This window comes from Streptomyces sp. NBC_01142, assembly GCF_026341125.1.
Classification (GTDB): domain Bacteria; phylum Actinomycetota; class Actinomycetes; order Streptomycetales; family Streptomycetaceae; genus Streptomyces.
On the sequence record NZ_JAPEOR010000002.1, the window covers coordinates 2,239,928 to 2,253,092 of the forward strand.

10 protein-coding genes and 1 pseudogene are annotated in these 13,165 nt (G+C 70.8%); 3 read left to right on the forward strand and 8 right to left on the reverse strand.

What is annotated here, in order from left to right; translation table 11 throughout:
* Window positions 1–10: 10 nt before the first annotated feature.
* Both OG883_RS27580 and OG883_RS27585 read right to left on the reverse strand, forming a co-directional pair.
* Window positions 11–1,279, reverse strand: a complete 1,269-nt coding sequence (locus tag OG883_RS27580) for an ATP-binding protein (RefSeq protein ID WP_266546018.1) — start codon at window positions 1,277–1,279, stop codon at window positions 11–13.
* A gap of 964 nt (window positions 1,280–2,243) precedes the next feature.
* A complete protein-coding gene (locus tag OG883_RS27585) occupies window positions 2,244–2,921 on the reverse strand; it encodes a response regulator transcription factor (protein ID WP_266546021.1) in 678 nt (225 codons plus the stop codon).
* Window positions 2,922–3,385: 464 nt separating this feature from the next.
* Between OG883_RS27585 and OG883_RS27590 the strand changes: the two genes are divergently transcribed.
* Complete coding sequence (locus tag OG883_RS27590) at window positions 3,386–4,891, forward strand: peptide MFS transporter (protein ID WP_266546024.1); 1,506 nt, start codon at window positions 3,386–3,388, stop codon at window positions 4,889–4,891.
* A 94-nt stretch (window positions 4,892–4,985) separates the two neighbouring features.
* Here OG883_RS27590 and OG883_RS27595 read toward each other — a convergent pair whose 3' ends face one another.
* The 6 genes from OG883_RS27595 to OG883_RS27620 all read right to left on the reverse strand — a co-directional run bounded on the left by OG883_RS27595 (window position 4,986) and on the right by OG883_RS27620 (window position 10,331).
* Entirely contained in the window at window positions 4,986–6,347 is a 1,362-nt protein-coding gene (locus OG883_RS27595; RefSeq protein ID WP_266546026.1) for a hypothetical protein, read from the reverse strand.
* Between the two features lie 14 nt (window positions 6,348–6,361).
* Window positions 6,362–7,489, reverse strand: coding sequence for a hypothetical protein (locus OG883_RS27600; RefSeq protein WP_266549494.1), 1,128 nt, complete (start codon window positions 7,487–7,489; stop codon window positions 6,362–6,364).
* A gap of 2 nt (window positions 7,490–7,491) precedes the next feature.
* Window positions 7,492–8,352 (reverse strand): hypothetical protein, encoded by an 861-nt coding sequence (locus tag OG883_RS27605; protein WP_266549496.1) that lies wholly within the window; start codon window positions 8,350–8,352, stop codon window positions 7,492–7,494.
* A gap of 92 nt (window positions 8,353–8,444) precedes the next feature.
* Window positions 8,445–9,119, reverse strand: coding sequence for a peptidase (locus tag OG883_RS27610; RefSeq protein ID WP_266546029.1), 675 nt, complete (start codon window positions 9,117–9,119; stop codon window positions 8,445–8,447).
* A gap of 190 nt (window positions 9,120–9,309) precedes the next feature.
* Window positions 9,310–9,804 carry an ATP-binding protein gene (locus OG883_RS27615; protein ID WP_266546031.1) on the reverse strand — a complete coding sequence of 165 codons (495 nt, stop codon included), beginning with the start codon at window positions 9,802–9,804 and terminating at the stop codon, window positions 9,310–9,312.
* A gap of 158 nt (window positions 9,805–9,962) precedes the next feature.
* Entirely contained in the window at window positions 9,963–10,331 is a 369-nt protein-coding gene (locus tag OG883_RS27620) for an STAS domain-containing protein (protein WP_266546033.1), read from the reverse strand.
* 296 nt (window positions 10,332–10,627) lie between these two features.
* On the opposite strand from OG883_RS27620, the gene OG883_RS27625 reads away from it, so the two are divergent.
* Window positions 10,628–11,569, forward strand: a complete 942-nt coding sequence (locus OG883_RS27625; RefSeq protein WP_266546036.1) for an RNA polymerase sigma factor SigF — start codon at window positions 10,628–10,630, stop codon at window positions 11,567–11,569.
* Between the two features lie 189 nt (window positions 11,570–11,758).
* A pseudogene (locus tag OG883_RS27630) lies at window positions 11,759–12,892 on the forward strand (DegT/DnrJ/EryC1/StrS family aminotransferase); the annotation flags it as partial.
* Between the last annotated feature and the right edge of the window lie 273 nt (window positions 12,893–13,165).

Genomic DNA, 13,165 nt, shown 5'->3' on the forward strand with positions numbered 1-13,165 from the left:
AGGGGGTGTCCTAGCGGACCGTCGGCCCGAGGTCTTCCTTACGGCTGCGCGCCACCCGGCTGAGGAAGAGCGCGAAGACCGGCGGCTGCTGCTGGAGCAGTTCCAGTCGGCCGCCGTCCGCCTCCGCCAGATCGCGGGCCACGGCCAGCCCGATGCCGGTGGAGTTGCGGCCGCTGATGGTCCGCTCGAAGATCCGCGCACCGAGGTCGGCCGGTACGCCCGGGCCCTCGTCCGTCACCTCGATGACCGCCTGGTTGCCGGTGACGCGGGTGCGTACGGCGACGGTGCCGCCGCCGTGCATCAGGGAGTTCTCGATCAGGGCCGCGAGCACCTGGGCGACCGCGCCCGGGGTGCCGACGGCCCGCATGCCCTGCCGGCCCGAGCAGACGATCGCCCGGCCCGTGCTGCGGTAGACAGGCTTCCACTCCTCCAGCTGCTGCTTGACGACCTCGTCCAGATCGAAGGCGACGGCCGAGCCGATGCGGGGATCGCGGGAGTTGGTGAGCAGCCGCTGCACCACGTCGGTGAGCCGCTCCACCTGGGTGAGCGCGATGCTCGCCTCCTCCTTCACCGTCGCGAGGTCATCGGTGACCGTGATCTCCTCCAGCCGCATGGAGAGCGCGGTCAGCGGCGTACGGAGCTGGTGCGAGGCGTCCGCGGCGAGCCGGCGCTCGGCGGTGAGCATCCGCGCGATCCGCTCGGCGCTGGCGTCGAGAACGTCCGCGACCCGGTCGAGCTCGGGCACGCCGTACCGCTTGTGCCGGGGGCGCGGGTCGCCCGAGCCGAGGCGTTCGGCGGTCTCGGCGAGGTCGGTGAGGGGCGAGGCGAGGCGGTTGGCCTGGCGTACGGCGAGCAGGACGGCCGCGATGACCGCGAGCAGGGCGACGCCGCCGATGATCAGCAGGGTGCGGCCGACCTCGCGGGTGACGGAGGAGCGGGACTCCTCGACGGTGACGGTCTCGTCGCGCTCGCCCTTCGCAACGCCGCGGATGACGCTGCCGGAGGGGCGTTCGCCGATCTCGATGGGCGGGCGGCCGGGGATCTCGATCAGGGCGTACCGCTTGGCGCCGCTCTGCTCGGAGAGGATGTCGGGGTTGACCGGTTCCCCGCCGATGAGCCGGCTGTCGACGATGCTGACGAGGCGGAGGGCCTCGGAGTCCACGCTTTCCTGGGCGCTGCTGCTGATCGTGCGGGTCTCGACGATGACGAGGGAGACGCCGAAGACGGCGATGACGACGAGCACGACGGCGAGCGTGGAGTTGATCAGTCGGCGACGCAAGGTGCCCTCCGGGCGGGACGCGGTGTACGGGATGGCCCACCCGTGAGCGTATGCGCCTCGGAGGGGGGCGCGGGCGCGGGTGGCTCGGGCCTGTGGCGCGGGGGGCCTGTCCGGTGCGGGTGCGGGTGGCCGTGGCACCTCCGGTGCGGGGTCCTGTTTGGCGCGGGTGGCTCGGGCCTGTGGTGCGGGGGGCCTGCGGGTGCGGGTGCGGGTGGCTCGGGCCTGTGGTGCGGGGTCCTGTTTGGTGCGGGCGGGTGTGGCTCGGGCCCGTGGTGCGGGGTCCTGCCTGGTGCGGGCGCGGGTGGCTCGGGCCCGTGGTGCGGGGTCCTGTCCGGTGCGGGTTCCGGGGCCCCTCCGGGCTCGACTCCTCGGGGTCAGCGGCATACAGGGCCCCGATTTCGCGGGCCCGGTCCTGCCGCCAATCCCCTGCGGGGACGACCCTGCACGGCCCCTCCCCAGCGCAACGCCACACAGGGGCAGGCCGCCGGTGGGGTGCGGGCGCGGGTGGCTCGGGCCCGTGGCGCGGGGTCCTGTCCGGTGCGGGTTCCGGGGCCCCTCCGGGCTCGACTCCTCGGGCTCGGCGGCATACAGGGCCCCGTTCTCGTGGGCCGGGTCCTGCCGCCAATCCCCTGCGGGGACGACCCTGCACGGCCCCTCCCCAGCGCAACGTGAAATGGGTGTGGGCCAGCCCGTGGGGTGCGGGCATCGGAGGTCCTCGCCGAGCCGGATCCGGCGGCGCGAAGCCGCAGCGTGGTGGGGGTGCGGGGGCGTCAGCCCTCACGCAGCCCCTCGGGGGCTGGGGGCACCGCCCCCAGTTCGGGAAGGGGACAACCCCGCGCGCGCCTGGGCGGTGCGAAGTTGGCGCACGGCACCGGTGGTCGGCCCGTTCCTCGGGCTTCCCGGCGGAGCCGGCGGCGCGGGGTGTGGGGGCGTCAGTCCCCGCGGGCCTCAAGGGCCCCCCGGGTCAGCTCTTCTCGAAGCGGAAGCCCACACCCCGCACCGTCGCGATGTACCGCGGATTCGCCGCATCGTCGCCCAGTTTCTTGCGGAGCCAAGAGATGTGCATGTCCAGTGTCTTGGTGGACGACCACCACGTCGTGTCCCAGACCTCCCGCATCAACTGGTCGCGGGTGACGACCCGGCCCGCGTCCCGGACCAGGACCCGCAGCAGGTCGAACTCCTTCGCCGTGAGCTGGAGCTCCTCGTCGCCCATCCAGGCGCGGTGCGACTCGACATCGATCCGTACGCCGTGGGTCGACGGCGCCGGGACCGGCTCGGTGGCGCCGCGCCGGAGCAGGGCCCGTACCCGGGCGAGCAGTTCGGCGAGGCGGAACGGCTTGGTGACGTAGTCGTCGGCGCCGGCGTCCAGGCCGACCACCGTGTCCACCTCGTCGGCGCGCGCGGTCAGCACCAGGATGGGGATCGTGTGGCCTTCGGCACGCAGTCGCCGGGCGACCTCCAGGCCGTCCATTCCGGGCAGCCCCAGGTCGAGCACCACCAGGTCGACTCCCCCGGCCAGTCCGGCTTCGAGCGCGCTCGGGCCGTCCTCGCGCACCTCGACCTCGTAACCCTCCCGACGCAGGGCGCGGGCCAGCGGCTCCGAGATGGAAGCGTCGTCCTCGGCGAGCAGTACACGCGTCATGGGGTGATGGTAGTCCGCATGACGTACCCGTCGGTGCGTGATCGACAAGCCCTGCGAATTTGGGATGCGATCCTGGTTACGACCTTCGATTCAGGGCAGACGGTTCCCCGTACACCTGTGATCCATCTCTCAAGTCCTTCCATATCCCACTGTGTCGTGTCGTATGGTGGCGAGACGCCTGTTGCGGTAAACGGGGACCTTTGGCTCGCTGAACCAGCCAAGGGTCTCTTTTCTGCGTGAGGTTGGCCTGCCGGCCTCGAAGACAGTGAACGACCTCTGGGCCGGACCCCGAGCGCGATGTCGCGCGCGGGGCGTGGATCCCGGTGCGGTCCGTCCCTCGCTCCAACACCCGCGGAGCGAGCCCTTGGGCGTGGGTCGGGGCGGACCCCTGCCGGTGCCGGCTACCCCCCACCGGGCGCGTACCGCTCACGAAGCACCGCGTCCCGAGCAAGCAAGGATCGACCATGGCGTCCAGCCTGACGAAGGACACCTCCGGAGCACCCTCCGGCGAGAAGACCTTCTTCGGCCACCCCCGCGGTATGGCCACCCTCTTCATGACGGAGATGTGGGAGCGCTTTTCCTGGTACGGGATGCGCGGCATTCTCACGCTTTACCTGGTGGCCGCCGTCCTCGACGGTCCCCTCGAGGGCCGCGAGGCACTCGCCGCCTCGATCTACGGCGTCTACAACGCTGTGGTCTACATGGCCGCCATGCCCGGCGGCTGGGTCGCGGACCGCCTCTGGGGCGCGCGCAAGGCCGTTCTCGTCGGCGGCATCGTCATCGCGCTGGGGCACTTCACCCTCGCGATCCCGTCCGACATCGCCTTCTTCTGCGGTCTCGCGCTGATCGCGGTCGGCACCGGTCTACTGAAGCCGAACATCTCCGCGATGGTCGGCGGCCTCTACGAGGGCCAGTCCAGCGCTCGCCGCGACGCCGGCTTCACGCTCTTCTACATGGCGATCAACATCGGCGGTATGGCCGCCCCGCTGGTCGTCGGCTACCTCGGTGAGAACGTCAACTGGCACCTCGGCTTCGCCGTCGCCGGTGTCGGCATGGCTCTTGCCGTCGTCCAGTACGTGCTGGGCGGCCGTCACCTCGGTGACATCGGCAAGGAGCCGGCCAAGCCGGCTTCGCCGGAGGAGCGGCGGACGGTCCTGCGCAAGGTTGCGCTGTGGGCCGGCATCGCTGCCGCCGCGCTGGCGACCGACCTCGTCGTGGGCACGTACGACATAGAGCACATCGTCAACGTCCTTGCCGTCCTCGGCATCGTCGTCCCGATCGTGTACTTCGTCACGATCTTCCGGAACCCGGCGCTCACGAGCGAGGACCGCCCGAAGATCAAGGCGTACGTATGGTTCTTCGTGACCGCCGTGCTGTTCTGGATGATCTACGACCAGTCCGGCTCGCTGCTGACGATCTTCGCCGACAACAAGACGGACCGCATGATCGGCGGCTGGGAGTTCCCGGCCTCCTGGTACCAGTCGGTCAACCCGATGATGGTCATCATCCTGGCCCCCCTCTTCGCCGCCCTGTGGGTCAAACTGGCCACGCGCAACCGCGAGCCCAGCACTCCGATGAAGTTCGCCCTGGCGATGCTCCTCATCGGCGGCTCCTTCGGCATCATGGGCCTGGCGGGCGCCGCCGCGGCGAACAGCGAGACCGGCAAGGTCACCATCTTCTGGCTGCTGAGCGTCTACCTGGTCCAGACCCTCGGTGAGATGTGCCTGTCGCCGGTCGGCCTGTCCCTGTCGACCAAGCTGGCCCCGAAGCTGTTCGTCGGCCAGATCATGGGTCTGTGGTTCCTCGCCACCTCGACGGGCAACGCCCTGAACGGCTGGACCACCAAGCTCAACGCCCCGCTGGGCGACGCCGTCTACTACACCTTGTGGGCGATCATCGCTGTCGCAGCGGGCCTCGCCTTCATGACGGCGGGCAAGAAGATCCGCGCGCTCATGGGCGACGTGAAGTAACTCCCCCGCGCCAACGGGCGCCATGGCAGAGGGCCGGCACGAAGAGTTCTTCGTGCCGGCCCTCTGCCATGCACCGGACCGTTGCCCGGCAAGGTCAGCGTGTGCCGCGCAAACGCCGCCACGGGGTGAACGTGAACACCGCGCCGCCCAGCAGGATCACCGTGCCGGCGACGAGGGCGAGGGCGCGCAGGGCACCGTTGTCCTCGGCTCCGGTCTGGGCGAGGCCGCCACTCGTGCTCGTACCGCCGCTGCTCGTACCGCCGCCTGCGGCGCCGCCGTTCGCGGTGCCGCCGGACGCGCCGCCCGGCTGGGCCGAGGTGTCGAGCTCGAGGGAGGCCTCCGCCGTGCCCTTGACCGTGCACGGAATATGGATCTTCTGGCCGCCCAGGGTGACGTCGATCGCCAGGGTGCCCGGGCTGAGTGTGGACTTGCCGCTGGCGCCCGGCTTGTACGTACCGGTCATGTCAGCCAGGTCCACCGGCTTTCCTGCCTCCAGCGGATCCTTGTTGGCGGGGCCTGTGACGGGAACGGTGCCCTTGTCGACGCCACCGAGAAGGACCGCCATCGACGGCTTGAGGGCGCCCGCGGGGAGTGCGGCCGGGCTGTTCATGACGCCCTTGGCCGTCTTGACGACGAGGTCGTAACTGCCGCCGTTCTTCTTGGCGTTGATCGTCACCTTGGAGTTGATGCTCGCCGGTCCGGGCGACGTGCAGGCGAACGTGACGCTGACCTCCTTGCCGGGGAAGTCGGTTTGGCCGCCGCCGCCCCCGCCGGAGGTGGTGCCGCCACCGGTGGTCGTACCTCCGGAGGCTGTGCCCCCGGAGGTCGTGCCGCCGCTCGTGGTGCCACCCGAGGTGGTCGTGCCTCCGGAGGTCGTACCGCCGCTCGTCGTACCGCCGCTCGTCGTGCCTCCGGACGTGGTCCCTCCGCCGTCCGACACCTTGATCGTCGCCGCGGCCCTGACCGTCTCCTTCGGCGCGCACTTGGTGTCGGTGGACATCGGCTTGGAGACATTGATGTTGTACGCGTCGGGCGTCAGCGTGACCTCACCCGCCTTGGTCAGCTTGATCTTGCCCTTCATGTCGGACAGCACCATCGGGCTGTTCTTGGGGATCGGCGGGTTCGTCCGCGTCCCCTCCATGGCGATGTCCGCAGTCTGTGCGCCGGCCGCCTTGAGCGTGCCGGCCGGCTTCACCGTGTCCTTCTCCAGGTCGAGGATGTCGGGATTCTTGGAAGCCGCCTCCACGAACTTCCACACCACCTCGACCTCGTCGCCGACCTTGGCCTCGGCGGGTGCGGTGATCTGCACCTTGGTGGTGCCCTGTACGGGTGGCAGGCCCGAGATGGGTGGCGGTATGCACTCCGTCCTGTACGACACCTCGGCTGCCTGGGCGGGGCTTGCGGTCAGCAGGATCCCCGCACCGCCGAGCATCAGCGCGACGCCGGCCGCGCTCATCCTCCGTTGCGTACTCACGAATGTCCCTTCGTCGTGGATCGGTTCTCTGACGGTGCGGAGTCAGCTGTGAACCACGGCAGAGCCGTGGTGTCCGTGGCGCTTTCCGGCGCCACGGACGGTTCGGTACGTGGCCGGGAGCCGGGGCGGCGGAACGTGGGCAGCCGGACCGTGCGGTGGCGGCCGTTGCCGTGGGGGCCGGAGCGCGGGCGGGAGTGGGGGCGGACGCGGTCGACGATCGCCATGCCGATGCGGAACACGGCGGCGGGTACGACGACGGCCAGCAGGATCCAGAAGAGCGTGACGCCCCAGGGCCGGCCGACGCCCCACGGCTGTTCGGCCAGCACCTTCGTGCCGTACTTCACGGAGATCTGATAGTCGCCGTGTGCGCCTGCGGTGAGCTGGACGGGCAGCTTGACCTGCACTTTCCGGCCGGGCGCGATGGTGCCGCGCCACTGCTGCTCCTCCCACTGCGGGGCGAAGACGCCGTGCGCGGTGCCGATGTGGAAGACGGGATCCTTCACCGGGGCGGAGCCGAGGTTGCCGACGGTGAACTCCAGCCGACGGGAGGGCGGGGCCCCGAAGAAGACGAGGATGCCGGAGTCGCCCTCGAGTCGGGTGGCGGCGAGTACGGCGAGCTTTCCGCCGTCGGTCTGCTGCGGGAGCGGCGCGGTGGGGTGCCCGGCGACGGTGAACTCGGCGTCGACGGTGGCCTGTTCACCGGTGACAGTGGCCACGTGCACGACGCAGGGGCAGGGCTTGGGCGGCTCGGCGACCGGCATCTTCTTGCTGAAGGCGCCCTTGGAGTCGGTGGTGACGGCGCGGCCGTCGGAGTTGGCGCAGGCGTTCGTGCCGCCGATCACGCCTCTGCCGGGCACGGCCTGTCCGCAGATGAGCATCATGAGGAGGGTGCCCGGCCGCCATCCCGAGCCACTGACGGTGATGTCGCCGCCCTTGCCGGCCTGGGCCTGGGAAAGCTCGACGGCGGGGGTGGCGTCGGCGGACCCGGCGGCGGATGCGGGGGCGGTGGGGAGGAGCAGAAGGAGGACGGGGAGAAGGGCGAGAAGGACGAGGACGCGCGATGCGTCACCCGGGCCGGTCCGTGCCTCGTCCTCGCCGCGCGGAGGGGGCGTGTCGACCTGCATCGTCATGCTCCTGACCTCGCCAAGTGCCGTTCGTTCGCGGTCTCTTCGGGGGGCTCGGTCCGGTCCGGAGGGTGGCGGCGGCTGTGGAGCAGCCATGCCGTGAGGGTGGCCGCCGCCAGCAGCAACCCGCCCGTGGCCGCCGCCTCCGGCCAGGGGACGAAGGTCGCCGACGCCGTCGACTCGCCGGACGCGTTGCCCGGTGCCGTGGCCCGGAGGTGGATGCCGACCGCGTCCAGGGACGGGGGGTCGGGCCAGTCCTCGGTGAGGGTGACGCGTTGGCCGGGGAGCAGTTCCAGGGGGAGTCTGCGGGGCTTGCGGTGGAGGACCTCACCGAAGAGGCCGTCCGCGCGGACCGTCAGGCTGGGGGTCAGGGCCGTGTTGCCCCGGTTCACCAGGGCGTAGTGGATCTTTCCGCCGGAGAAGGAGACGTCCTCGACCGTGAGCGCCGCCAGCGTCGGGCCGCTGACCCGCAGGTGGATCCGTACACCCACCTCACGTCCGCCGGACGCCGCCATGATCGCGCCCGGGTGGTCGCCCGGGACCGCACCGGGTGGGACGGTGGCCGAGAAGGGGACCTCCGCCCGGGTGCGGGGCGGGACCGTGACACGGTCTGCCGCGAGCGTGATCCAGGTGCCGGTGTCCTTGGACCCGCGGGCGTCGCGCACCGCGAAGGCGCCGCCCTCGGTGTTGTACGCGTCGGCCGGCCGGAGGCGTACGGTGAGCGGTTTCGCGCCGGGGTTCGTCACCGACAGTGTGTCCTCCAGTACGGTGCCGGGCGGTCCCTCCAGATAGACGTACGGCCTGTCTCCCCCCGTCGCCGTCCATGCCGGGGTGTCCGCCGCCCACGCCGTGGGGGCGCACAGCGCACACAGCAGCGCGGCAAGGATGCCGGCGGCGCGCGACAGCACGGACGGCGCGAACGGAACGAACGGCACCGACAGCACGGCCTGCACGGTCAGCTCGCGGTCCGGCCGCCGCCGCGCCGGGTCAGCCACAGCACCCCGGCCGCCCCGGCCAGCAGCACTGTGCCACCGAGCGTGCCGAGCGCCGTCGCCGAGTCGAGCGGGCCGGTCTTCGGCAGTTCGCCGCCACCGGACGGTGTGGGCAGGCTGCTGCCGCCGCCCGCCCCCGTGACGTCGAGTTCCAGCGACGGCTTGGGGTTGTTCTTGGGCGTGCAGGTGGTCGTCGTACCGAGCGCCTTGATCGTCAGCACCCCGGCCGTGAACGTGACCTTGCCGCTCTTCTTCGGGGTGTACGTCCCCGACAAGTCACTGATCTTGATAGGCGTGTTGGCCGGGACCGCCTCAGCGTTCGGTGGCCCGGAGACGGGGACCGTACCCTCGCCCGCGCCGCCCAGCACCATGAGCGCGCTCGGCTTCATGGCTCCCTTGCCGAGCTCGACCGGGCTGGAGGAGACGCCCTTCTGGAAGGACATCGTGAGCTTGTAGCCGCTGCCGCTCTTCACAGCCTTGATGTCGATCGGGGAGACCGCGCCTTTGGGCCCGATCGGGGTCTGACACTGGTAGTCGACGTCCACCACACTGGCATGGGCGGCGGGGGCGGCCATCAGCACCACCGAGCCCGCCACCGCTGCTGCCAGCGCGTGGGCTGTCCGCTTCGGGTACAACACCTCGAGTTCCCCTCATGCCGGAAGTCGCCAACAGCGAAAGTTACTGACGACACATCAGATCGGGCGCTCAAGGTACGCCTGGGACCTTGGGGAGGGAAGACAAAGAGCACGCCGTATTGACGTGCTCTACAAGAGATTCAAAACCTGCCGTACACCGCCACGAACGCGCTGCGAACGCACGGTGGGGGAGCTACGAGGGGGCGGCGAGATCCGCCCAGACCGTCTTGCCCGCGGCACCCGGGGACCGTACAACTCCCCAGTCGAGACAGAGCCGCTGGACGATGAACATGCCGTGCCCGCCGGGCCGTCCGGCCCGGTGGGGGGTGCGCGGAGCGGGCTGGCCCGTGCCCCGGTCCGTGACCTCCAGGCGCAGCACCTTCCCGTCGCAGCCGACCCGCAGCTCCTCCGGCCCTTCGGCGTGCAGGCAGGCGTTCGTGACCAGCTCGGAGACGACCAGCAGTACGTCCTCGGCCGCCGCCCGGCGGTCGGCCGAGGCGGCGGGGAGCCAGCCCCAGTCGTACAGCGCCTGGCGGGTGAAGTCGCGGGCGAGCGGAACGATGCCGCTGGCGCTGCGCAGGGCAAGGCGACGCACCGCACCGCCGGGTACCCCCGAGGCAGGGGTGGCGCCGGCGCCTTCCGGCTCAGGGCCGAGGTCGCCCGGCGGCTGCTGCCGGGTGGTGCTCATCAGCGCTTCACCTCACCGATTCACCAATTTGCCAATTACATCGATACACAGAGTGCAGGGCCTTCAACGGTCTGCGGGGTTCTCCTGCCCGGCCTCATCGTGACAACACCCACTACGTCACGCGATACGCGTGACGCGGGCAACAGGGGGTGGGTCGCTCAGTCGGGCAGGGCCGCCCCGAGGGAGTCGTGCACGGTGAAGACCGCCTCCGCTCCGGTGATCTCGAAGACCCTGGCCACCACGGGCAGCATGCCGGCCAAATGCACCCCTCCCCCGGCGGCCTCGGCCTTCAGCCGGGCTCCGAGCAGCACATTGAGTCCGGTGGAGTCGCAGAACTCGAGCTCCGAGCAGTCGATGACCAGTCGTACGCGGCCCTGCTCGAGCGCCTCGTCCAGTGGCGCACGCAACAAATCGGCGGTGTGGTGATCCAACTCACCCGCCGGTTTTACAACCTCGCTGAGGCCTTCGGTCCGAACCTCTACCTGAAGTCGGCCCCGGTTCGCGCTGCCGACCGTCCCGCGGTCCATGCCCGTCCCTTTTCGCCGTGTCATTTGCCGCGCATTGCGCCGCGCCGTCCGTCGTGTCGCACCCAGCGTCACACACCGTCGCAGGACGGCCGTGACGTCCGACGAACATTACGCCTTCCATGCGTCGACCGGTAGCCGAACTCCCCATCAAAACCGACAAATAGGACATTTGACACTTGCAACTGTCCATGGGGACCGGGTAGGCCTAGTACAGACACAACCGACCACGGCCGGCTTTGGAGGCGCCGCTCACCGCAGCAGCATGTATTGGCATCGGCGGCCATATGCCGAGAACGATGGAGGAGACCATGTCACCCCGGCTCGACGAATCGCGCACCGCGCCGTCGACACTGCCCATCCCCGCCACCGAACCGGCCGAGGGCCCCGTCCAGGACGGCCTGGAGAACCTGGAGAGCGTGGAGAACCTGGAGAGCCTCGACGGCCTCCCGGAGATCCCGCCCTTCGACCAGGTGGGACCGCTGGACGCGCGAGCGCTGTCGAAGACCCTCTTCGGGCGTCTCGAATCCCTCGAAGAGGGCACGCACGAGTACGCGTACGTCCGCAACACCCTGGTCGAACTCAACCTGGCACTGGTGAAGTTCGCCGCCTCCCGGTTCCGCTCCCGCAGCGAGCCGATGGAGGACATCATCCAGGTCGGCACGATCGGTCTGATCAAGGCGATCGACCGCTTCGAGCTCAGCCGGGGCGTCGAGTTCCCGACCTTCGCGATGCCGACCATCGTCGGCGAGATCAAGCGCTTCTTCCGCGACACCAGCTGGTCGGTGCGGGTGCCGCGCCGCCTCCAGGAGCTGCGGCTCGACCTGGCGAAGGCGGGCGACGAGCTCTCCCAGCAGTACGACCGCGCGCCCACCGTCGGTGAACTCGCCGAGCGGCTCGCCATCAGCAAGGACGAGGTCGTCGAGGGCATGGCGGCGAGCAACGCGTACACCGCGAGCTCGCTGGACGCCCAGCCCGAGGAGGACGAGACCGAGGGCGCCCTCGCGGACCGCATCGGCTACGAGGACCACGGACTCGAAGGAATCGAGTACGTCGAGTCGCTGAAGCCGCTGATCGCAAGCCTTCCGCCACGGGACCGTAAAATTCTCTCCCTGCGATTCGTCGCCAATATGACGCAGTCGGAGATCGGCGAGGAGCTCGGGATCTCGCAGATGCATGTGTCGCGACTGCTGTCGCGCACCCTGGTCAGGCTCAGAAAGGGCCTCACGCTCGAGGAGTGACCGAGCAGTAGCAACCGGGGACGCAGCGCACCGGCGCCGTTGGAAGGGCCCATTCCTCAAGGAATGGGCCCTTCCCCGTTATTGACGGGGCAGTCCGGATTGGTCCACATTGAGCCCGGGGTAAGTGGGGGGACCAACATGGCTCTTGGGGAGGGCTGCCCGGCGGCATACGCACGTCTGGAAGAGCTGATGCACCGCCGCCTCGGCAGAGAATGCCTGTACGTGCCGTCATGCCGTCTCGGGCTCTATGTGGCGTTGCGCCACTGGTGCCCTCCCGGCGGCCGGGTGCTGATGTCACCGGTCAACGACGACGTGATCTTCTTTGTGGTGCTCGCCGCGGGACTGCGTCCCGTACAGGCGCCGCTGAAGGCCGAGGACGGCTCGATCGACGCGGCCGCCGTCCCGGCCGCCGAGTGGCACGGACTGTCCGCCGTGCTCACCACCAATCTGTACGGAAATCCCGATCCGGTTCCCGAACTGCGGGCGCACTGCGACCAGTTGGGGATCCCGCTGCTGGAGGACGCCGCGCACGCGATCGGCAGCGAGGTGTCGGGCCGGCCGGTCGGCAGCTTCGGCGACGCGTCCGTCTTCAGCCTCTCCAAGCACACCGGGGCCAAGACGGGCGGATTCCTGGCCATCGACGACCCGTCGCTGCGGGCGGGACTGGAGCGGGCACGGGACGAGCTCCTCGAACCGGCACGGCTGTCGGCGGAGATCGCGTACGGCCTGCGACCGTATGCCGAGGCGGGGGTACGGGGACTGCGGCTGGCCGGCGCGGCCCGCGCCACCCTGCGGCAGCTCGGCCTCCAGGAGCGCGAGGACATCCGGATGGAGCTGCGGCCCGGCGAGCTGAAACAGGCGGTGGCGGCGGCGCCCGGGCTCGCGGAGTTCCACTCCTGGGTGCGGGTGGACATGCACGACTACCGGCTCAGACCCGGCGGGCTGCGGCTGCGGCGCACGCAACGGCTGCTGGCCCGCCTCGATCGCCGGCTCGCCGCACATCGAGCGGGTACACAGCGGCTGCTGGACACCCGGTGGGCCGTGCCGCGGCCCGGTCCCGTACAGCCGCTGTTCCGGGTGCCGCTGCTGGTCGCCGACCGCGACGCCGCCGTCGCCGCGCTCGCCCGCCACCGGATGACCGTGGGCTATCTCTACGACCCGCCGCTCGACGCGTACGCGGGCGAGGTCTTCACGGACCCGTCGCCGGCTCCCGAGCGGGCGGCCTGGTTCGCACGCCATGTGCTGCCGGTGGATCCGCTGCACGCGGACCGGGCCATCGCGGTGCTGAGAGCATCCGGCGCGCGCCGGGCGGAGATACCCCCGGAGCTCGGCTCGCACCCCACAGCCGCCGGACGGGGCGTCGCCGCCGTCGCGAGCCGGGGCTCCGCCCGCGCCGGCGAGCCGCCGGGACGCGCCGGTCCCGGCCCCGCCGTCGGCGGCGGCGCAGAGAACTCCGGCCCTATCGGCGCACCGCCACAAGGCGGCGGTCCCGGCCCCGCCGCACAACCGGCCGCGCACCCGACCACATGCCCGGCCGCACGACCCGCCGCACGACCCGCCGCACACCGGTCGGCACGCCCGGCCGCCGACGACGGC